17 protein-coding genes and 2 tRNA genes are annotated in these 20,468 nt (G+C 62.3%); 8 read left to right on the top strand and 11 right to left on the bottom strand.

Going from position 1 to position 20,468, the window contains the following annotated elements; genetic code table 11:
* The first annotated feature begins 74 nt into the window (after nucleotides 1-74).
* Both FFI94_RS10135 and fdhD read left to right on the top strand, forming a co-directional pair.
* On the top strand, nucleotides 75-2,387 hold the full coding sequence (locus FFI94_RS10135) for an FdhF/YdeP family oxidoreductase (RefSeq protein WP_138872837.1): 2,313 nt from the start codon (nucleotides 75-77) through the stop codon (nucleotides 2,385-2,387).
* Nucleotides 2,387-3,256: a formate dehydrogenase accessory sulfurtransferase FdhD gene (fdhD, locus tag FFI94_RS10130; RefSeq protein WP_138872836.1), complete on the top strand. Its 870-nt coding sequence runs from the start codon at nucleotides 2,387-2,389 to the stop codon at nucleotides 3,254-3,256. The genes FFI94_RS10135 and fdhD overlap by 1 nt, the downstream gene beginning before the upstream one ends.
* On the opposite strand, the gene FFI94_RS10125 is transcribed toward fdhD, so the two are convergent.
* Genes FFI94_RS10125 through aroQ form a run of 3 tightly spaced genes read right to left on the bottom strand, consistent with a single transcriptional unit; the run spans nucleotide 3,213 to nucleotide 6,444 of the window.
* A complete protein-coding gene (locus tag FFI94_RS10125) occupies nucleotides 3,213-5,120 on the bottom strand; it encodes a sugar phosphate isomerase/epimerase and 4-hydroxyphenylpyruvate domain-containing protein (protein WP_138872835.1) in 1,908 nt (635 codons plus the stop codon). The two genes, fdhD and FFI94_RS10125, sit on opposite strands and share 44 nt — an antisense overlap.
* Nucleotides 5,117-5,995 carry a shikimate dehydrogenase gene (locus FFI94_RS10120; protein WP_138872834.1) on the bottom strand — a complete coding sequence of 293 codons (879 nt, stop codon included), beginning with the start codon at nucleotides 5,993-5,995 and terminating at the stop codon, nucleotides 5,117-5,119. Before FFI94_RS10120 ends, FFI94_RS10125 begins: the two co-directional genes overlap by 4 nt.
* Nucleotides 5,995-6,444 carry a type II 3-dehydroquinate dehydratase gene (gene aroQ, locus FFI94_RS10115; RefSeq protein ID WP_138872833.1) on the bottom strand — a complete coding sequence of 150 codons (450 nt, stop codon included), beginning with the start codon at nucleotides 6,442-6,444 and terminating at the stop codon, nucleotides 5,995-5,997. Before aroQ ends, FFI94_RS10120 begins: the two co-directional genes overlap by 1 nt.
* 114 nt (nucleotides 6,445-6,558) lie before the next feature.
* Between aroQ and FFI94_RS10110 the strand changes: the two genes are divergently transcribed.
* The 3 genes from FFI94_RS10110 to FFI94_RS10100 all read left to right on the top strand — a co-directional run bounded on the left by FFI94_RS10110 (nucleotide 6,559) and on the right by FFI94_RS10100 (nucleotide 11,037).
* Nucleotides 6,559-7,233 (top strand): TetR family transcriptional regulator, encoded by a 675-nt coding sequence (locus FFI94_RS10110; protein WP_138872832.1) that lies wholly within the window; start codon nucleotides 6,559-6,561, stop codon nucleotides 7,231-7,233.
* Nucleotides 7,234-7,268: 35 nt separating this feature from the next.
* Nucleotides 7,269-9,500, top strand: a complete 2,232-nt coding sequence (locus tag FFI94_RS10105) for a glycoside hydrolase family 3 C-terminal domain-containing protein (protein ID WP_138872831.1) — start codon at nucleotides 7,269-7,271, stop codon at nucleotides 9,498-9,500.
* 199 nt (nucleotides 9,501-9,699) lie between these two features.
* Nucleotides 9,700-11,037, top strand: a complete 1,338-nt coding sequence (locus FFI94_RS10100) for an MFS transporter (protein ID WP_138872830.1) — start codon at nucleotides 9,700-9,702, stop codon at nucleotides 11,035-11,037.
* An 85-nt stretch (nucleotides 11,038-11,122) separates the two neighbouring features.
* On the opposite strand, the gene clpX is transcribed toward FFI94_RS10100, so the two are convergent.
* The 5 genes from clpX to FFI94_RS10075 all read right to left on the bottom strand — a co-directional run bounded on the left by clpX (nucleotide 11,123) and on the right by FFI94_RS10075 (nucleotide 15,721).
* Entirely contained in the window at nucleotides 11,123-12,403 is a 1,281-nt protein-coding gene (gene clpX / locus FFI94_RS10095) for an ATP-dependent Clp protease ATP-binding subunit ClpX (protein ID WP_033232860.1), read from the bottom strand.
* Nucleotides 12,404-12,647: 244 nt separating this feature from the next.
* A complete protein-coding gene (locus tag FFI94_RS10090) occupies nucleotides 12,648-13,310 on the bottom strand; it encodes an ATP-dependent Clp protease proteolytic subunit (protein ID WP_033232858.1) in 663 nt (220 codons plus the stop codon).
* A gap of 48 nt (nucleotides 13,311-13,358) precedes the next feature.
* Entirely contained in the window at nucleotides 13,359-13,946 is a 588-nt protein-coding gene (locus FFI94_RS10085) for an ATP-dependent Clp protease proteolytic subunit (protein WP_007730960.1), read from the bottom strand.
* A 200-nt stretch (nucleotides 13,947-14,146) separates the two neighbouring features.
* A complete protein-coding gene (tig, locus tag FFI94_RS10080) occupies nucleotides 14,147-15,520 on the bottom strand; it encodes a trigger factor (RefSeq protein WP_033232854.1) in 1,374 nt (457 codons plus the stop codon).
* Nucleotides 15,521-15,647: 127 nt separating this feature from the next.
* Nucleotides 15,648-15,721, bottom strand: a tRNA-Pro gene (locus FFI94_RS10075).
* Nucleotides 15,722-16,059: 338 nt separating this feature from the next.
* Here FFI94_RS10075 and FFI94_RS10070 point away from each other — a divergent pair.
* A tRNA-Gly gene (locus FFI94_RS10070) sits at nucleotides 16,060-16,133 on the top strand.
* Nucleotides 16,134-16,298: 165 nt separating this feature from the next.
* Complete coding sequence (locus FFI94_RS10065) at nucleotides 16,299-17,072, top strand: DUF1542 domain-containing protein (protein WP_138873707.1); 774 nt, start codon at nucleotides 16,299-16,301, stop codon at nucleotides 17,070-17,072.
* Here FFI94_RS10065 and FFI94_RS10060 read toward each other — a convergent pair.
* From FFI94_RS10060 to FFI94_RS10050, 3 genes are read right to left on the bottom strand one after another with little or no spacing between them, the layout of a single operon-like run.
* On the bottom strand, nucleotides 17,069-17,866 hold the full coding sequence (locus FFI94_RS10060; protein ID WP_138872829.1) for an Fpg/Nei family DNA glycosylase: 798 nt from the start codon (nucleotides 17,864-17,866) through the stop codon (nucleotides 17,069-17,071). The two genes, FFI94_RS10065 and FFI94_RS10060, sit on opposite strands and share 4 nt — an antisense overlap.
* Nucleotides 17,867-17,881: 15 nt before the next feature.
* The gene (locus FFI94_RS10055; RefSeq protein WP_138872828.1) at nucleotides 17,882-18,355 is read right to left on the bottom strand and encodes a ribose-5-phosphate isomerase; all 474 of its coding nucleotides are present in this window, start codon (nucleotides 18,353-18,355) and stop codon (nucleotides 17,882-17,884) included.
* Between the two features lie 58 nt (nucleotides 18,356-18,413).
* Nucleotides 18,414-19,037: a DsbA family protein gene (locus FFI94_RS10050; protein WP_138872827.1), complete on the bottom strand. Its 624-nt coding sequence runs from the start codon at nucleotides 19,035-19,037 to the stop codon at nucleotides 18,414-18,416.
* Nucleotides 19,038-19,196: 159 nt separating this feature from the next.
* Between FFI94_RS10050 and FFI94_RS10045 the strand changes: the two genes are divergently transcribed.
* Nucleotides 19,197-20,441: an NAD(P)/FAD-dependent oxidoreductase gene (locus FFI94_RS10045; protein ID WP_138872826.1), complete on the top strand. Its 1,245-nt coding sequence runs from the start codon at nucleotides 19,197-19,199 to the stop codon at nucleotides 20,439-20,441.
* The last annotated feature ends 27 nt before the right edge of the window (nucleotides 20,442-20,468 follow it).

The raw sequence follows: 20,468 nt of genomic DNA, 5'->3' as shown, positions 1-20,468 counted from the left end.
CGTACCGGCACGCCGGTATGACACACATTCCCGCTTCCGTGGCACACGCGCCTGATTCGGGAGAGTATGGAGTCATGACGCGCCAGGGCCCCATCAACGACATCGACGAATCCGACCTCGAGGTCACTCACCCGAAGGATTACGCCGCGGGTGTTCCTGCCGTCCTCGTCTCCTTGCAACGTGGTGTCGAACAAATGGGCGCACTCCGGACTGCGCGGACCTTGACCCGGCTCAATCAGCGCCACGGTTTCGACTGCCCCGGTTGCGCGTGGCCGGAAACTCCGGGACACCGCAAACCCGCCGAATTCTGCGAGAACGGCGCAAAGGCCGTTGCCGAAGAAGCGACTCTGCGCACCGTCACACCTGAGTTCTTCGCCGAACACTCGATCGCGGAGCTCGATGGCAAGACCGACTTCTGGCTTGGGCAGCAGGGACGCCTGACGCACCCGATGGTGCTCGTTCCCGGCGCGACGCACTACCAACCCATCGACTGGGACGGCGCCTACGCGCTGATCGCCGATCATCTGACGGGCTTGGCTTCGCCCGACGAAGCCGTGTTCTACACCTCCGGTCGCACGTCCAACGAGGCCGCGTTCCTGTACCAGTTGATGATTCGCAGCTACGGCACGAACAACATGCCGGACTGCTCGAACATGTGTCACGAATCGTCTGGCAGTGCCCTCACCGCGTCGATCGGCATCGGCAAGGGTTCCGTGACTGTTCCCGACCTCGAGAACGCCGATCTGATCCTGATCGCAGGACAGAATCCCGGTACGAACCATCCTCGGATGCTCTCCACCCTCGAAAAAGCAAAAGGCAACGGCGCCAAGATCATCGCGGTCAATCCCCTCCCCGAGGCGGGGTTGCGGCGGTTCAAGGATCCGCAGAAGGTGTCCGGCGTGATCGGGCACGGAGTCGACATCGCGGACGAGTTCCTGCAAATCCGCCTCGGCGGCGACATGGCGCTGTTCCAGGGACTTGGCAGGCTTCTCCTGGAAGAAGAGGACCGCAATCCGGGCTCCGTCGTCGACCGCGCGTTTGTCGAGGAGTACTGCGCCGGGTGGGACGAGTACGAAAAGAACGTTCGCGCTGTTGATCTCGACACCGTTCTCGAAGCAACCGGGCTGACGATGTCGCAACTGACGGAAACGGCTGCGGCCCTCGCTCGCTCCGAACGCACCGTCATCTGCTGGGCGATGGGCCTGACGCAACAGGCACACGGAGTTGCCACCATCGAGGAAGCCGTCAATCTCCTGCTGATGCGCGGAATGATGGGCAAGCCGGGCGCCGGCGTCTGCCCCGTTCGTGGACACTCCAACGTCCAAGGCGATCGCACCATGGGCATCTGGGAAAAGATGCCGGAAGAATTCCTGGCGGCTCTCGACACCGAGTTCAAGATCACCGCGCCCCGAAAGCACGGCTGGGACACCGTCGATGCGATCCGGGCGATGAACGCCGGCAAGGCCAGCTTCTTCATGGCGATGGGCGGCAACTTCATCCAGGCCAGCCCGGATACCGCCGCCACCGAAACCGCGCTGCGCCAATGCGAACTCACCGTTCAGGTTTCCACCAAACTGAACCGCAGCCACGTTGTCCACGGCCGCACCGCGATTATTCTCCCTACCTTGGGCCGCACCGACCTCGATGTCCAGGCCGGCGGCAAGCAGTTGGTGTCCGTGGAGGATTCCATGTCGATGGTGCACCTCTCGCGCGGGCGACTCACGCCGGTCAGCCCCTATCTGCGTAGTGAAGTCGCCATCGTCTGCCAACTCGCCCGTGAACTTCTCGGCAGTGATCACTCCGTCAGGTGGTCCGCCTTCGAAGGAAACTACGACCTGATCCGTGATTCCATCTCGCGCGTCGTACCGGGCTGCGAGAACTACAACACGCGCGTGCGCCAACCCGACGGTTTCCAGTTGCCGCACCCGCCGCGCGATTCGCGCGAATTCCGCACGCACACCGGCAAAGCCAACTTCGGCATCAACGAACTGAAGTGGCTGCCCACCCCCAGCGGCCGGCTGATTCTGCAGACCATGCGCAGCCACGACCAGTACAACACCACCATCTACGGCCTCGACGACCGCTACCGCGGCATCAAAGGCGGCCGCAAAGTCATCCTCGTCAACGCCGACGACATCACCGCACTCGGATTCACCGATGGCGCACTCGTCGACATCGTGTCCGAATGGAACGCCCCGGACGGGACACTCGAAGAGCGTCGGGTGACGGATTTCCGGATCGTCTCCTACGACACGCCACGCGGCAATGCTGCGGCGTACTACCCGGAGACCAATCCCCTCGTCCCTCTCGAACATGTTGCAGCCAAATCGAACACGCCGGTCTCGAAGGCAGTCACAGTTCGACTCGAAGCAGCCGAGCCGCGCTGATGGGCCGTGTCACCGCACGAACACCGGTCGTTCGAATCTCGGGCGATCGAGTCGTCACACGCCCCGACACGCTGGCCGTCGAGGAACCACTCGAAATGAGGGTCGGCGGTCGGGTGTTGTCGGTGACGATGCGAACACCAGGCAACGACGTCGACCTCGTGCACGGATTTCTTCTCAGCGAAGGCATTATCGCCACCCGAGAAGATGTGAGCGTCGTCCGCTACTGCGACGGCGTCGACGAAACCGGTGCAAACACGTACAACGTCCTCGATATCGCGCTGGCTCCCGGAGTGCCGTTGCCGGATCACACCACGGACCGAAACACCGTCATCAGTTCGGCCTGTGGAGTGTGCGGCAAAACGTCACTCGACGCCGTCCGGACAACCACCAGACACCCGCTGGTCGGCGACACCACAACTGTCCGCTCGACCGCGCTGTCGACGATGCCGCTCACTCTTCGACAACGACAGCGCATCTTCGAGACCACCGGCGGCCTGCACGCAGCCGGATTGTTCACCACCACCGGCGAACTGCTTGCTCTGCGCGAAGACGTCGGCCGTCACAATGCGGTCGACAAGGTGATCGGTTGGGCCATCACCGACGGCCGGGTACCCCTCTACGACACGATCTTGATCGTCAGCGGCCGGGCGTCGTTCGAACTCGTCCAGAAGGCCGTCATGGCGGGCATTCCGATTCTCGGCGCCGTCTCCGCACCGTCGTCACTGGCCGTGGAGCTGGCGCAGGAGGCTGGACTGACGCTCGCCGGATTCATCCGCGGCGATTCGATGAACGTGTACTCCCATCCGCACCGAGTTGAGGTCGTGCCTACTCCGCGCGCAGCTGAGCCGACAGTCGCACAGCGGAGTTGACCTCTCCGTAGCCCTCGTATCCACCCACTCGTTGCACGACCTCGAAGAACAGATCGGCGCCGACGGTCGGGGTGAACAGATGGAAGAATTCGCCGTGAGCATCCGCGTCGTAGAGGATCCCGGCGGCGCGCATCCGGTCGAGCAGTTCGGCGTTGAGCCCGAAGCGGGCTTCGAGATCCTCGTAGTAATTCGGTGAGATGGGAAGCGGCGCATAGCCCCAGTCCGCCATAGCGGCGGCCGCGGCAAATATGTTGTCACACGAGAAAGCAACATGACTGACGCCGCCGCGGCGGACGGTGGGCAGCCCACTTCGGCTGCCGTCCACCATGTTCAGCGAGATGCGCAGAGTGTTTCCCGAACCGTCTTGAACAAGGGTGAGTGCTTGGCTCCGCATGAGTCCGACGGAATCGGTGACGTCCAACCCTTCGTGCGGGTGCATCTCGAATACCGACCGAAGGAGCAGCATGACGGAGTCCCAACTCTCGGCCGGGACGGCAAGGGCAACATGGTCGATACCCGTGAGCACCGCCGCCTCCGCACGGTTGCGGGCAGCCGAGCGCGGATAGATCTCGAAAGCCGATTCCCACGCCGCCGCACTGCCGGGGCCGCGTAGGTCGATCGACGTCGCATCGGTGACCTTCAGCCGGACGACGTCCGGAACTTCGGCGTTCTCGTCCGCCGACCCTGGCAATCGCACCTGTTCGACCGGTACCTCCAACGCGCGTGCTCGCTGCCCCCACACCGCGGGTTCACTTGCGCGGATACCGATCTGAGTGAGAACCGGCAAGTCGGCCGGCAGTCCGGGAGCGCTCCACACTGTTCCGGCCGTCGCATCGACGGCGATGGTCAGCAGGCCGTGGCGCCACAACTGCAGATCGTGATCGCGGTGCCGCCCGACCAGGTGAAAGCCCACCGCCGACAGCATGGTGTGAAGCTGATCCTGCTTGGCTGGTCCCGCCGCGACGCGCAGCGAGACAATACCTTCGAGAGGTGTCCGCTCCGGCGCGGTGAACAGCTCAGGTCCATCCTCCACCGACACGGCGGCAGCCACCTGCTCTTCCAAGTGGAGCAGCGACCGGTGCGCGTCGATTGCCGTTCGCTGGGTGTCGGCACGACGAAACACGTCGTTGAAGATTTCGAGTGACCACGGTCCGGTGTAGCCGGCGGCGTGGACGTGCCCGGCAAAGGCGCTCAGGTCGAAATTCCCCTGCCCCGGGAAGTTTCGATGATGTCTGCTCCACTGAAGGATGTCCATCGCCATGAACGGCGCGTCGGCCAACTGCAGGAAGAATATCTTCTCGCCGGGGATATCCCGGATTCCGGCGGGATCGTCACCGCGCGAAAGGATGTGGAAGCTGTCCAGGCACGTTCCGAGCGACGGGTGATCGACCTCCTCGACGATCCGCCACGCATGACCGTACGTATTGACGTGTGCACCCCAGGCCAGCGCCTCGTATGCCACCTTCTTGCCGTGCTCGGACGCCAACTCCGCCAGCGCCGAGAACTGCTCCACCAGTTGGCCGTCGTCATGGCTGGCCGCAGGCAGCGGCGAGGAACAGACAAGCAATGTTTCGCAGCCCAACTCTTCCATGAGTTCGAACTTGCGCTGCGCCCGAACAAGATTGCGGGCGAACTGACCGTCGTTCACGGAATCGAAATCACGAAACGGTTGATACAGATCCAGGCTCAGCCCCAAATCCGCTGCCCGCGTGCGCAGTTCTTTCGGCGACCACGGCGAGGCGACAAAATCCGGCTCGAACACCTCGAAACCGTCGAAGCCCGCCGCGGCAATCGCCGCCAGCTTTTCTTCGAGGGTGCCACTGAGCGACACGGTTGCTATCGACGTCCGAACCGGAGTGTTCATCGTGCTACCGCCGCCTGCTCGCCCTGGACCAAAGCTGTCATGTGGGCGAGCATCCGATCACTGTCCGGCTCGATACCGGTGAAGATCCGGAAGGCGTCGACGGCTTGGAAAACGGTCATCCCGCCGCCACTGAGCGTCGGAGCGCCGATCAAGCGCGCCTGGCGGAGAAGCTCCGTTTCGAGCGGGCGGTACACGATCTCTGCAACCCACAGATCCGGGCGCAACAGGTCCGGGGAGAATGCCATACCGGGGTGCGCGGCCATTCCCATCGGGGTCGCGTGAATCAACCCGTCGGCGCCGGCGAGTGCGCCGGCCAGGTCGTCGGTGTGCTTCGCTTCCACGCTTTGGGTGGGAAACTGCACTCCCAAAGTCCGTGCGAGTTCCTGCGCCCGCGCGAGACTCGAATCCACCAACGTCAGCACGTGTGCGCCGCGCGTCAACGCGGCATAGGCAACAGCAGCACCCGCGCCGCCTGCGCCGAGTTGGACCACCCGGTCCAGCTTCGCATCGGGGAGCCCGGTGTCGAAGTTGCGTCCGAAGCCGGACCAGTCGGTGTTGTGCCCGATCGCTTTCCCACCATCGAAGAGAACTGTGTTGACGGCACCGAGCTTGGCTGCGTCAGGCGACAATTCGTCGAGGTGCTCGATCACCAACTGCTTGCACGGGTGGGTGATGTTGAGCCCGCGGAAGCCGAAACGCTTGGCGTAGGTGAGCAGTTCACCGATATCCGACGGCTCCAGTCCCATCACGTCGAGATCGAGGATGCGGTAGACGTACGGCAGCGACTGCGCCCGCCCCTCCTCCTCGTGCATGATCGGCGTCAAGGACGCACCGATACCGGTGCCGATCAGACCACAGAGAATTGTCTCGCTCATCAGTTCTCTTCTCCTCGGGTGCAGACGAACTCGACTGCGGCGCTGTACCCGTCGATCCCCAAGCCACAGATGACGGCATCTGCTATTCCGGAGACATAGGAGTGTCGACGGAAGTCTTCACGACTGTGAATGTTACTGATATGGACCTCGACCACGGGAGCTTCGAGCGTGACCAACGCGTCCCGCAGGGCGACCGACGTGTGGGAATAGCCGCCGGGGTTGATCACGATGCCGGCAACCCGCCCGCGCGCTTCGTGGATCCAGTCGATCAGTTGGCCCTCGTGGTTCGATTGCTTCGCCTCGACGACGGCACCGAAGTTGGCGGCCGCGACCTCACACCGGGCAACCACGTCATCGAGGGTGGCGCGACCGTAGAACTCCGGTTGGCGCTGCCCCAACAGATTGAGATTGGGTCCGTTGAGAACCAGGATCGGTCGTGTTGCTGCCATCGGGTCACCTCGAAGCTAATGTACGAACTAGTGAGTTAATTCATCGGACACTACTCCTCCGACGCGAACTCGACAAGGAACTCACCCAACTCCTTCGCAGATAGAGTGAGGTCCATGGTCTCCGAGCCCTCCGCGAATGCACTGGCATCCAAGCCCGAGAAGCGACGTCGAAACAGCGATCTCACCCGCGTGAACATCATCGCCGTCGCGACCGAGGAGTTTGCCGACAAGGGATTCGCCGGAGCCCGCGTGGACGAGATCGCCACCAAGACTCACACCACGAAACGCATGATCTACTACTACTTCACCGACAAGGAAGGGCTGTACAAGTCGGTTCTGGAACACGCATACAGCGTGATCCGCGCCCAGGAGCGTGAACTCGACCTCGAGGGCCTCGACCCCACGGCAGCTGTACGCGCCCTTGCCGAACTCACCTTCGACCACCACGAGCAGCACCCGAACTTCATTCGCCTCGTGGCCAACGAGAACATGCTGCGCGGCGAGTACATCGAGAAGTCCGAAGTGCTCAGCGGACTCGGCGCTCCCGCTGCGGACCTGGTGTCACAGATCCTCCTCGACGGCCAGAAAGCCGGCACATTTCGAGACGACGTCGACGCTCTAGACGTGCACATGCTGATCAGCAGTTTCTGTGTTTTTCGCATCGCCAACCGCTATACCTTCAGGGCACTCTTCGACCGCGACCTCATCGCCCCGACGCATCGCGAACACCTACGAACCATGCTCGGCGACGTGGTCGTCGCCTTCCTGACAGCGGCTACACCCTCCTGATCAGCCCAATACAACCGCATACCGAGAGGACACACGTGACCGAGAACCGCGCGCACGAGCTTTCACTCGAGGACCTTTCCCTCGAGGACAAGGCATCTTTGACCTCGGGATCGGATTTCTGGCATAGCCAGGCTGTCACCGGAATTCCGTCGATGCTGCTCACCGACGGCCCGCACGGCGTTCGTAAACAGCCGGAAGGCGGCGACGCTCTGGGTCTCGGTCAGAGCATCCCGGCCACATGTTTCCCACCGGCGGTCGGACTCGGTTCGTCCTGGAATCTCGACCTCATCCGCCGCGTTGGCGAAGCGCTGGGCGACGAGGCCAAAGCCGAGCAGGTCTCGGTTCTCCTCGGCCCCGGCATCAACATCAAACGATCCCCCTTGTGCGGGCGAAACTTCGAGTACGTCTCCGAGGATCCCTTCGTATCCGGCCGCGTGGCTGCCGCACTGATCACCGGCATTCAGTCCCGTGGGGTCGGCACGTCGCTCAAGCATTTTGCCGCCAACAACCAGGAACACGACCGCATGCGGGTCAGCGCCGATATCGACGAGCGAACCCTGCGGGAGATCTACCTCGCAGGATTCGAGTATGCGGTCACCACTGCAGCCCCTACCACGGTGATGTGCTCGTACAACAAGATCAACGGCGTCTACGCGAGCCAGAACCATTGGCTGCTCACCGAGGTTCTGCGCGAGCAGTGGGGATTCGACGGCCTTGTCGTCTCCGATTGGGGAGCCGTGAACGACCGAGTTGCGGCGATTGCCGCCGGCTTGGATCTCGAGATGCCGCCAACGGGTGCCGACGGACAGATCGTCGACGCCGTACGCCGCGGCGACCTCGCCGAATCCGTCGTAACCACAGCCGCCGAGCGCGTGGCGACGCTGGTCGATCGCACCGCCAACGCCCGGATCGACGGCCACACCTACGACGTCGAACGTCACCACGACCTTGCCCGAACCGCTGCCGCCGAGTCCGCGGTCCTTCTCGAGAACGACGGTGAGATCCTTCCCCTGACGCCGGGCGGGCACACCGTCGCCGTCATCGGCGAGTTCGCCTGCAGTCCGCGATACCAGGGCGCCGGCAGCTCGCAGGTGGTACCGACCACGCTCGACAATGCGCTGGACGCAATCCTGGCCATCGCAGGATCCGACCGCGTGACCTTTGCACCGGGATTCACCTTCGACGGCAACCCCGACAGCGAGAAAGTCACCGAAGCCGTCGACGCTGCCCGCAGATCCGACGTCGCCGTCCTCTTCCTCGGCCTCCCGTCAGCCACCGAATCCGAGGGGTTCGACCGGTCGGACATCGACTTGCCCGCCGATCAGATCGCTCTGCTGAAGGCTGTGCACAGCGCCAATCCGAACACCGTCGTGGTCTTGTCCAACGGTGGCGTCGTCTCGATTACCCCGTGGCGCAAGTACGCCGCCGCCATCCTCGAAGGGTGGCTGCTCGGCCAGGCCGGCGGGTCGGCGATCGCGGACATCCTGTTCGGTCTCGTCAACCCGTCCGGCCACCTCACCGAGACGATTCCCCTTCGGCTGCAAGACAACCCGTCGTATCTTCACTTTCCGGGATCTGCGCAACACGTCCGATACGGCGAGGGACTGTATGTGGGATACCGGTACTACGACACGATCGACCACGAGGTTGCGTACCCGTTCGGCTTCGGTCGCAGCTACACCACCTTTGCCGTCACCGACACCACACTCACCACTGGCGAGAACTCTGCCGAGGTCACCGTGACGGTCCGCAATACCGGAGATCGGGCCGGTAGCACTGTTGTGCAGGTGTACATCCACGACGCTAACTCGGTTATCGACCGCCCGACCCAGGAACTGAAGGGCTTTGCCAAGGTCCATCTGGAACCCGGGGATTCGGTAACCACGACGATCACGCTCGACCCGCGCGCGTTTGCCTACTGGTCGGTCGAGGATCAGGACTGGGCGATCAAAGCCGGGGATTACGACATTCGCGTCGGTTTCTCGTCGCGCGACATTGCAACCACGGACACGATCACCCTGTCGGGAAACATCGGCCCTCGCCCGCTGAATTCGATGTCCACCATCGCCGAGTGGTTTGCGCATCCGGTCGGCGGCGCAGTTCTCGGTGCCGCAATGGCCGCTGCCGCCACTGAGGATTCCCCGCCGATAGCACCCGAACTGATGGCCATGGCGGGTTCCATGCCACTCGGCAAACTCGCAGCCTTTGGCCTCGGCATCACGGACGAGCAGGTAGCCGAACTGGTCGCGGCCACGCAGCAGTCTTAGCCATAACCCTCTGAACTGCGGTTTTCATGTTCATTCTCCCAGCAGCTAGATTTTTATGAACTATTTGGTTAATAATCTTGTGTAGTTGGTGTGGCGTCAGTTACATTCCTTGTATCGCTCTCCGCACAAACGTTCAAAGTACGAACGGCACCATAAGCGGATGTAGAGCCTCCACAGTCGCTTCCACCAGGAGATGAGCATGTCAGCTAGTACGGTCACACCGTCGGGACCTGAGGCGGGGCACTTGCCCACAACAGACACCACCAAGGTCAAACGCGCCGCTACGTCGTCGTTCCTCGGCAGCATGCTCGAGTACTACGACTTCTACATCTACGCATCAGCCGCCGCACTCATCTTTCCGACGGTGTTCTTCCCCGACAGCGGGCACGCGGCACTGCTCTCCCTCGCGACGTTCGGAGTTGCTTACGTCGCACGTCCCGTCGGCGCCGTGGTCCTCGGACACTTCGGCGACCGCGTCGGACGTAAGAAGATCATGCTGCTGACACTCATCATGATGGGCGCAGCCACCTTCTTCATCGGATGTATCCCGAGCGCAGACTCGATCGGAGTGTTCGCCCCGATACTGCTCGTGCTGATGCGCATCGCGCAGGGCATCTCGGCAGCTGGCGAACAGAGTGGCGCGAGCTCACTCACCCTCGAACACGCGCCGGAAGGTCGACGCGCCTTCTTCTGCAGCTGGACGCTCAACGGCACGCAAGCCGGATTCATCCTCGCCAGCCTGGTATTTCTCCCCATCGCCGCACTGCCTGACGACATCCTCTACACCTGGGGTTGGCGAATCCCGTTCTGGGGCAGCCTGATCGTTCTCATTGCCGCCTACATCATGCGACTCAAGCTCGAAGAGCCCGAAGAGTTCATCGAGCAGCAGGACGCCAAGACCGTTGCCAAGCTCCCCGTCGCCGACCTGCTTCGCACCCACAGCGCCAATCTTGTCCGCGTCATCTGCTGCGCCTTCATCGCCGTCGTGTCGACCATCTTCTCCGTGTTCGGTCTTGCCTTCGCAACCACGGAAGAAGTCGGTATCCCCAAGTCGACGATGCTGTGGGTTGCCATTGCCGCAAACGCCGTCGCACTGATCAGCCAGCCTGCCTGGGCGATGCTGTCGGACCGAATCGGCCGTCGGCCACTGTTCATCGGCGGCGCACTGGGCAGCGCGGTGTTCATCTACGTCTACTTCGGCGCGATCGCCAGTGGCAACGTTCCGCTCATCTTCCTTGCCGCAATCGGCTTGATGTCCGTCTTCTACGCAGCACCCAACGCCATCTGGCCGTCGTTCTACTCCGAGATGTTCAACACCAAGGTTCGCTACTCCGGCATCGCGATCGGAACCCAGGTCGGATTTGCGCTCGCCGGCTTTGCACCCGCCATCGGCAACGCTCTGATGGGCGGCGACAAGACGCACTGGATGCCTGTCGCAATCCTGACGTCCGTCGCCTGCGTCATCTGTGCGATCTCCGCCTTCACCGCCAAGGAAACCTTCCGCACCCCGCTCAAGGAACTCGGCAACCCGATCTAGTCGAACACCCCACATACAACTGTGGCCCGGTATCTCGCGAGAGATACCGGGCCACAACTGTTTTGAGCTTCTACTGCGTGATGTTCTACGCCGTCTTGTCGCGGCGTTCGCCGCGCTCAGGCTTACGCGGGACGATAGTCGGCAGAACGTTGTCGATGACGGTCTCGGCTGTCACCACAACCTTCTCGACGTCGTCGCGACTGGGGATGTCGTACATCACGGGAAGAAGAACTTCTTCCATGATGGCGCGCAGTCCGCGGGCACCGGTGCCACGGAGGATGGCCTGATCGGCAATCGCGTCGAGGGCTTCCTCGGTGAACTCGAGTTCCACGCCGTCCATGTCGAACAGTCGACGGTACTGCTTCACGAGAGCGTTCTTGGGCTCGGACAGAATCTGGACGAGCGACGCCTTGTCGAGGTTGGTGACCGACGCGATCATGGGCAGACGACCGATGAACTCGGGAATCAGACCGAACTTGATCAGATCTTCCGGCATGACCTCGGCAAAACGATCAACCGTGTCGAGTTCAGCCTTGGAGCGAACCTCGGCACCGAAACCGATACCGCGCTTGCCCACTCGATCGGACACGATGCGCTCGAGGCCGGCAAACGCACCGGCAACGATGAACAGCACGTTCGTGGTGTCGATCTGGATGAATTCCTGATGCGGATGCTTGCGTCCGCCCTGCGGCGGAACGCTGGCCTGCGTGCCTTCGAGAATCTTGAGCAGCGCCTGCTGAACACCCTCACCGGAAACGTCCCTGGTGATCGAGGGGTTCTCGCTCTTACGAGCGATCTTGTCGACCTCGTCGATGTAGATGATGCCGGTCTCGGCACGCTTGACGTCGTAATCCGCAGCCTGAATCAGCTTGAGCAGAATGTTCTCGACGTCCTCGCCGACGTAACCCGCCTCGGTCAGAGCCGTTGCGTCCGCAATCGCGAACGGAACGTTGAGCATTTTCGCCAAGGTCTGTGCGAGATACGTCTTACCGCAGCCGGTGGGGCCGAGCATCAAGATGTTGGATTTTGCGAGTTCGACGGTTTCACCGCGAGCATCGCGGCCCTTGTCGCCGGCCTGAATACGCTTGTAGTGGTTGTACACAGCCACCGCGAGCGTCCGCTTGGCGGAGTCCTGACCGATGACGTAGTTCTCGAGGAAATCGCGGATTTCCGCGGGCTTCGGCAGTTCGTCGAGTTTGACCTCGCTTGACTCGGCCAGTTCTTCTTCGATGATCTCGTTGCAGAGGTCGATGCACTCGTCGCAGATGTACACCCCGGGTCCTGCAATGAGCTTTTTGACCTGCTTCTGGCTCTTACCGCAGAAAGAACACTTGAGCAGATCCCCGCCGTCGCCGATGCGTGCCATCTCGTGAGGTCCCTACTTCCTTCATGTACGTGCACTCGCCAGAACGCAGATCCAGAACCAGCCCGTGATGTGACGGTACCCGTTGTTCCGAACCACGGTCGACCTGTTGTCGGCGATTCGTCGACGGATTATCAAGAATATTGCCGGGAAAACAGTTCAGGCATGTCTTCCACCTGCTACTTCCCGACCGATCCGCCTCGCGTCGCGCACCGAATTTCGGTGGTCGACACGAGGCGGAATTCGACTACTTCTGCGCGCTGAGCTTCCGGTACGCCAGAACGTCGTCGATGATGCCGTATTCCTTGGCCTGCTCGGCCGTGAGGATCTTGTCACGATCGGTGTCGACCCGAATCGTCTGCGGATCCTTGCCGGTGTGCAGAGCCAACGTGTTCTCCATGAGACGACGCATACGCTCGATCTCGGCTGCCTGGATCTCCAGATCGGAAACCTGGCCCTGGATACCGCCGGTGGCCGGCTGGTGAATCAGGATGCGCGAGTTGGGGAGCGCAAAACGCTTACCGGGCGTACCGCCGGCGAGGAGAACAGCAGCAGCCGACGCGGCCTGGCCGAGGCAGACGGTGGAGATGTCTGCACGCACGTACTGCATCGTGTCGTAGATCGCCATCAGCGCGGTGAACGAACCACCGGGCGAGTTGATGTACATCGTGATGTCGCGGTCCGGATCCTGCGATTCCAGAACCAACAGCTGTGCCATGAGGTCGTTCGCGGACACGTCGTCGACCTGCGAGCCGAGGAAGATGATGCGCTCCTCGAACAGCTTGTTGTACGGGTCGGACGTCTTGACGCCGTAGCTGGTCTGCTCCGTGAACTGGGGCAGGATGTAGCGCGACTGCGGGCCCGACGGCGCCTGGCCGCCCAGCGAGTTAGCTCCGAAAAGGTTTGTCATCAGTTCTCCAAAGTATGAATTGGGCAGCGATTGGACGGATCAACCGACTCAGTTGCCGGTGCCGCCGGCCTGATTCGCACGAGAGACGACATGGTCGACGAAGCCGTACTCGAGGGCTTCCTTCGCCGTGAACCAACGGTCACGGTCCGAGTCGGCGGTGATCTGCTCGACCGTCTGACCGGTGTGCTGGGCGATCAGCTCGGCCATTTCACGCTTGGTGTGCTTGAACTGCTCGGCCATGATCGCGATGTCACTGGCGCTACCACCGATACCGGCGGACGGCTGGTGCATCATGATGCGGGCGTGCGGCAGGGCGTAACGCTTGCCCTTGGTGCCGGCGGAGAGCAGGAACTGCCCCATCGACGCGGCGAGGCCCATGCCGAAGGTCGCGATATCGCACTCCGCGAACTGCATGGTGTCGAAAATCGCCATACCGGCGGTGACTGATCCACCAGGCGAGTTGATGTAAAGCGAGATGTCTCGCGTCGGGTCCTCGGCCGAGAGCAGCAGGATCTGCGCGCACAGCTTGTTTGCGATGTCGTCGTCGACCTGGGTACCGAGGAAAATAATGCGCTCACGGAGCAAGCGCTCGTATACCGAGTCGCTGAGGTTCAACCCAGCGGTGGCTGAAGTCATGGCGGGACTCTGCAAAGTCTCCAGGTGATTGGAAGTCACGGTACCTGCCTTCTATGTGGATCTTCTTTGCCAAATACGAATTGCTGACACAGACACTAACCAAGTAGGGCGGCACCGGAGTCCCGGTGCCGCCCTACTTCGCTCAAAGCGGAAAACTCATTGCAGCCGATCGTGGTGAAAACACCCGATAACCTGCTTTTTTACTTGTCTTCGCTCTCGGCAGAATCAGACGCCTCGGCGTCCTCGTCGGCCTTGCCGTTACCGAAAAGCTCAGCGGTGTCGACAGCAGCGCCGCTGCTGTCGGTGACACCGGCAGCCTCGACGACAGCTGCGAGAGCCTTGCCGCGGCGGACATCGGCGAACATCGCACCAAGCTGGTTGGCCTGCTGGATCTGCTGGATGAACTGCTCCGGAGCCATGCCGTAACGCTGCGCCTGGAACAGGATGCGCTCGGTGAGCTCGTCCTGGCCGACGGTGACGTCGTTGGCATCAGCGATGGAGTCGAGCAGGAGCTGCGTCTTGACGGAGCGCTCAGCGGCCTCCAACGTGTCCTTGTCGAACTCTTCGCGGCTGCTGCCCTGCTCTTCGAGAGCCTTGTTCAGAGCCTCTTCGTCGTGATCGAGACCGTGAACGGCGTCGTGCAGCGCAGCGTCGACCTCAGCCTTGACGATGGCCTCAGGCAGCGGGACCTCGACGGTCTCGAGCAGCTGCTCGAGAACCTTGTCGCGGATCTGGCCGGCCTGCTCGACCTTGCGGACGCGTCCGACGCGCTCGCGGAGGTCTGCCTTCAGTTCGTCGAGGGTGTCGAACTCGCTGGCGAGCTGAGCGAACTCGTCGTCCTCATCCGGAAGCTCGCGCTCCTTGACCGTCTGCACGGTCACGGTGACAACAGCTTCCTTGCCTGCGAACTCACCGGCGACCAGAGTCGACGTGAAGTCCTTGGACTCCCCCGCCTTGAGGCCGATGATGGCTTCGTCGAGGCCCTCGATGAGCTGGCCCGAACCGACCTCGTGCGAGAGTCCGCTAGCCGTAGCCTCGGCAACGTTCTCACCGTCGACGGTGGCCGACAGGTCGATGGAGACGAAGTCGCCGTCCTCGACTGCGCGGTCGACGCCCGTGAGGGTGCCGAAACGCTGACGCAGCGAGAGGAGCTGCTCTTCGATGGCCTCATCGGTGATCTCGATCGGATCGACCGTGACGTTGATGGAGCTGAAATCCGGGAGTTCGATCTCGGGGCGCACGTCGACCTCGGCAGCGAATTCGAGGACGTCGCCGTCTTCGAGCTTCGTGACCTCGATCTCGGGCTGGCCGAGGGCCTTCACGCCGGCGCTGGTGACAGCCTCTGAGTAACGCGACGGCAGAGCGTCGTTGATGACCTGCTCGAGCACAGCGGCGCGACCGACGCGGGCCTCGAGGAGGCGGGCCGGGGCCTTGCCCGGACGGAAGCCTGGGAGACGAATCTGCTGCGCGAGGGCCTTGTAGGCCTTGTCGAAATCAGGCTTGAGTTCCGCGAAGGGCACCTCAACGTTGATACGGACTCGCGTCGGGCTGAGCTGCTCGACGGTGCTCTTCACGAAACTTCGCTCCTTCGTCTGGTCTTGCTCATAACTGGCTTACTGCAGGTTCTCGGTCTTGCCTGTGCGGTCTTGCACGACACTCCACTCCTGCGTGTGCAGTAGTGGAGTCTCGTATACGTACTTGTCGGGATGACAGGATTTGAACCTGCGACCCTCCGCTCCCAAAGCGGATGCGCTACCAAGCTGCGCTACATCCCGTTACCGCAAACGTGCTTCTTTGAAACACCCTCACGAAAACAGCCGCGTACTTGCGACTGCGCCAAACCTTATCGCGCTCACTACTCTCTCACGAACCCGCCCACCATTTGTACACGGATAGCCGTAAGCACGTGCAGCCTGCATTCGGCTCGAAACCCCGGCCTGGGCCACCACCACACGGTGAACCAACCACCACCACACAGTGAACTACAAGCCCTCGCCGAAGATTTCCCTGGTGAGAACGCTTTCGACCCCCCGATTATGAAATCCGCACCCGCATTGGGTACAGTTTCGAATCGCAGACGACGAACACGGCGATCCCGAGTTCGCGTGTGCACGGGGATGTAGCTCAATGGTAGAGCCTCAGTCTTCCAAACTGATCACGCGGGTTCGATTCCCGTCATCCCCTCCATCGGAGGGAAACTTCCACAAAGATCCGCACCGGCCTCGCCGGTGCGGATTTTTTGTTACAGCGATCCGTATCCTGGAGTTGTCCGGATCGATACTGCTCGGAGGCCAACCCGTGACCACGATTCTTCTCATTCTCGTTGTTCTGGCTGTTGTCGTGTTCCTGGTCATGAAAAGCCAGCAACGCGGTTCCACCCACAGCGCGACGCAACTCGACGACGCCAAAGCTGATGCCAGGCAGGCAATCGAGCGACTCGGCGGCCAGGTGTACAACCTCACCGGCACCGACGAACCGTCACGGCAAGCTCTCGCCGACGCAGCCGAGCGTTACACCGCGGCAGGCTCCCAGATCGATCAGGCCGCCACTCCCGTTCAAGCGCGGCTCGCGAAACAGACTGCGCTGGAAGGGCTTTACTACATTCGTGCGGCCCGCGTCGCCATGGGAATGGATCCGGGTCCTGACGTTCCCACCATCGACGGCCAGAAAGCTGCTGGCGCGGTGACCGAGTCCCGCGAGGTCGAGTTCGAGGGTCGCAAGGTCGCGGCATCACCGACCCCGTCACCGCGTACCCCCAACTACTACCCCGGTGGACGCGTCGCCGGCCGGCCGGTTCCGGCCGGTTGGTACTCGGAACCGTGGTGGAAACCTGCCCTCGTCGCGGGCGCCTGGGGCCTGGGTTCGATGATGCTGTTCTCGACCATGTTCTCGGGAATGGCCGGAGTTCCTTACGGCGCAGAAGCTTTCGCTGCAGGCGGCGACCCGAACGCCGACCAGGGTGCCGCAGATCAAGGTGACACGGGCGATCAAGGTGACGCCGGCGATCAGGGAGGCTACGACCAAGGCGATACCGACTACACCGCAGACGGCGGAGGCTACGACGGCGGCGGTTACGACGGCTTCGGCGACGGCGGTATGGACTTCGGCGGCGGGATGGACTTCTAAACCGCCTGGCACACGGGGCACCAGAACAGGTTTCGCGCTTTCATGACGGAATGAAGGACCGGTGCTCCGCAGACCCGGCACGGTGATCCCGCGCGCCGGTACACGTAGGTGCGCGGGCGATCCTTGGCGTAGGCCGGATCGCCGTTGTCGTGCTCGGCGCGCACGACATGCATTTTTCCGCGTCGTACACCGACCTTCATGAGTTCGACAAGGTCTACCCACATGGCAGTCCATTCGTCGTGGGTGACGAGGTTGCCGGGGCGTTCGGGATTGATCCCGTGGCGGAACAGCAATTCAGCGCGGTAGACGTTGCCGACCCCGGCCAGCACTGCCTGGTCCATGAGCAGTGCGCCGATTGCGGTCTTGGACTTCGAGATACGGGCCCATGCCTTCTGCGGATCGGCGTCGCGGCGCAGTGGATCGGGGCCGAGTCTGGCTTCGATAGCGGCTACCTGCGGCGGCAGCAAGACTTCACAGGCGGTGGGACCACGAAGGTCGGTGCCGAAACCGGCACCGACCATTCGCATCCGGACCTGCCCCACCGGTTCTTCCATCGGGAGGGCGCTGTCGGTGAACTTTCCGTACAAACCGAGGTGTACGTGGACGATCAAACCATTGTCGTACGTGTGCCAGAGGTGTTTGCCCCAGGCATCGGAGGCTGTCAGCACATGCCCGTCCACCAGAGCCGCGTCAGTGGCAAATCGCCCTTGCGGGCTGAGAACGCGGACTGGTGAACCGACAAACTTCTTGGCATGCAACCGTGCCAGTCGATGCAGGGTGTGACCTTCGGGCACCGGACTACTTCTCGATCAGGCCTGCGGCAATGTCGGTGCGACGCCGGTCTTCTCGTACTCCGAGAGGATGTCGATGCGGCGCTGGTGACGCTCTTCGCCGGACCACTCGGTGGCGAGGAAGGCGTCGACGATGGCCAGCGATTCCTCGAGGGAATGCATACGTCCACCGATGCCGATGAGCTGTGCCTTGTTGTGCTCGCGGGCCAGCTTGGCGGTTTCGACGCTCCACGCCAGAGCGCAGCGGGCGCCGGGAACCTTGTTGGCGGCAATCTGCTCACCGTTGCCGCTTCCGCCGAGGACGATGCCCAGGCTTCCCTCGTCGGCGACTACCCGCTTCGCTGCTTCGATGCAGAAAGCCGGGTAGTCGTCCACGGCGTCGTACTCGTGAGCACCACAGTCGATGGCTTCGTGGCCATTGGCTGTGAGGTGTTCGATGATCTCGTTCTTACGTTCGAATCCGGCATGGTCGGCACCCAGGTATACGCGCATGGGGACAATTCTCTCAGGCTCATCCCCCGGCGCGCACCCGGCCCTGGTGCGGTCGAACTCAGTCGAACTGCGGATCCTCGTTGCGTGTGCGCTTGAGTTCGAAGAAGTGCGGGTAGCTCGCTAGCGCAACTGCGCCGTCCCACACTCGGCCTGCGTCTTCGCCACGCGGGATGCGCGAGAGAACGGGACCGAAGAAGGCAACGCCGTTGACGTGGATGGTGGGGGTTCCGACGTCGGGGCCGACCGCATCCATGCCGTGATGATGACTTTCGCGGAGAGCCTCGTCGTACTCGGTCGACTCGGCCGCATCGGCCAGCTCTGCCGGGAGGCCCACCTCGTCGAGTGAACGCTTGATGACGTCGGCAAAGTCCTTGTTGCCTTCGTTGTGGATCTTGGTTCCCATCGCCGTGTACAGGGGCAGCAGAATATCGTCGCCCTTCAGCTTTGCAGCGGCGATCGCAACCCGCACCGGTCCCCAGGCCTTGGTCATCATCTCGCGATATTCCTCGGGCAGGTCACGTCCTTCGTTGAGGACGGCCAAGCTCATCACGTGGAATTTCGCGTCGATGTCGCGGACCTGCTGCGCTTCGAGGATCCACCGCGAAGTAATCCAGCACCACGGGCACAGAGGGTCGAACCAGAAATCAGCCCGGTCAGCACTCTTGTTCTCGACTGCACTCACGTAAACAACTCCCTATCGGTCACGGTCCTCGCGGGAACGAAAATTTGCGCACCCGCCATGGCAACAATCTTCCCCCACCAATCCTTCCCACATACTCCCGAACCACCTTCTCTCACCAGTAATGTCGAAAGAACACGAGTGCGAAGGAGTGGTTCAACCATGAGCGCAAATCGGAGATTCGTCATCATCGGCGGCGGCTTGGCCGGAGCAAAAACTGCGGAGGCCCTGCGAGAGCGGGATTTCGACGGGGACATCGTCCTTCTGAGCGAAGAAGATCATCTGCCGTACGAGCGTCCACCGCTGTCCAAGGAATTCTTTGCGGGCAAGAAGACCCTCCCGGAATTCACGGTCCACGACGGTGAATGGTTCCGCGATCAGCACGTGGACCTGCGACCGGGAACAACCGCAACGGCATTCGACCCCGTCGCGCACACCGTGACTCTCCCCGACGGTTCCACGCTCTCGTACGACAAATTGGCTCTCGCCACCGGTTCGCGTTCTCGGCGACTCGATATTCCGGGTGCCGACGCCGACGGTGTCCACTACATCCGCACGATCGACCAGGCGTCGGCGCTGCTCGAGGCGCTCGCCGCGGACAAGAAACTGGTTGTGGTCGGTGCCGGGTGGATCGGCCTGGAAATCGCTGCTTCGGCGCGCGGATTCGGCGTCGACGTGACGATCCTCGAACATTCGAGCCTTCCCCTCGAAGCAACGCTCGGCCCGGAGATGGGTGAAGTGTTTGCCGCACTGCACCGCGAGAACGGCGTTGATCTGCGAACGAGTACCGACGTGAAGTCCGTCGCGGTCACCGACGGGGTTGCCGCGGGCGTCACCCTGGCCGACGGCAGTGTCGTTCCCGCAGACGCCGTCCTGATCGCTGTGGGCGCCCTCCCCAATATCGAGTTGGCCACGGCCGCCGGTATCGACGTCGACGGCGGAGTCCTCGTCGATGCAGGCCTGCAGAGCAGCGACCCCGACGTCGTGGCGATCGGTGATATCGCGGCCGCGACGCACCCGATCCTGAACGCGCGAATCCGGGTGGAGCACTGGGCAAATGCCCTCAACCAGCCGGCAACCGCTGCGGACACCATGCTCGGCCGGCCGGCCGAGTACGTGAGAATGCCGTATTTCTTCACCGACCAGTACGACCTCGGAATGGAATACGTCGGCCACGCTCCCCACGGCAGCTACGCCTCGGTGGTGACGCGCGGCGATGTCGAGGGCCGTGAATTCCTGGCTTTCTGGCTCGACGGCGACAACAAGGTTCTGGCGGGCATGAATGTCAACATCTGGGACGCCGGTGACGCGATCAAGGAGTTGGTTGCCTCCAGTGTCCCGGTAGATCCGAAGCGCCTGGCAGATCCTGCCGTTCCACTGACGGACGCGTCCGCGATCACGAAGTAATCCCCGTCATGATGGGATGGACACATA

It is taken from the genome of Rhodococcus sp. KBS0724 (genome assembly GCF_005938745.2).
Taxonomy (GTDB): Bacteria; Actinomycetota; Actinomycetes; order Mycobacteriales; family Mycobacteriaceae; genus Rhodococcus_F.
Note: the sequence above shows the minus strand (reverse complement) of the source record. Positions and strands in the feature narration are given on the sequence as shown.

Bases quoted from the DNA above. Each gene is read 5' to 3' on its own strand.
- FFI94_RS10045 (WP_138872826.1), top strand. From the start codon at position 19,197: ATGAGCGCAAATCGGAGATTCGTCATCATCGGCGGCGGCTTGGCCGGA.
- FFI94_RS10110 (WP_138872832.1), top strand. From the start codon at position 6,559: ATGGTCTCCGAGCCCTCCGCGAATGCACTGGCATCCAAGCCCGAGAAG.
- fdhD (WP_138872836.1), top strand. From the start codon at position 2,387: ATGGGCCGTGTCACCGCACGAACACCGGTCGTTCGAATCTCGGGCGAT.
- FFI94_RS10055 (WP_138872828.1), bottom strand. From the start codon at position 18,355: ATGCGCGTATACCTGGGTGCCGACCATGCCGGATTCGAACGTAAGAAC.
- FFI94_RS10100 (WP_138872830.1), top strand. From the start codon at position 9,700: ATGTCAGCTAGTACGGTCACACCGTCGGGACCTGAGGCGGGGCACTTG.
- FFI94_RS10065 (WP_138873707.1), top strand. From the start codon at position 16,299: ATGAAAAGCCAGCAACGCGGTTCCACCCACAGCGCGACGCAACTCGAC.
- FFI94_RS10120 (WP_138872834.1), bottom strand. From the start codon at position 5,995: ATGAGCGAGACAATTCTCTGTGGTCTGATCGGCACCGGTATCGGTGCG.
- FFI94_RS10125 (WP_138872835.1), bottom strand. From the start codon at position 5,120: ATGAACACTCCGGTTCGGACGTCGATAGCAACCGTGTCGCTCAGTGGC.
- FFI94_RS10085 (WP_007730960.1), bottom strand. From the start codon at position 13,946: ATGACTTCAGCCACCGCTGGGTTGAACCTCAGCGACTCGGTATACGAG.
- FFI94_RS10135 (WP_138872837.1), top strand. From the start codon at position 75: ATGACGCGCCAGGGCCCCATCAACGACATCGACGAATCCGACCTCGAG.
- FFI94_RS10090 (WP_033232858.1), bottom strand. From the start codon at position 13,310: ATGACAAACCTTTTCGGAGCTAACTCGCTGGGCGGCCAGGCGCCGTCG.
- clpX (WP_033232860.1), bottom strand. From the start codon at position 12,403: ATGGCACGCATCGGCGACGGCGGGGATCTGCTCAAGTGTTCTTTCTGC.
- aroQ (WP_138872833.1), bottom strand. From the start codon at position 6,444: ATGGCAGCAACACGACCGATCCTGGTTCTCAACGGACCCAATCTCAAT.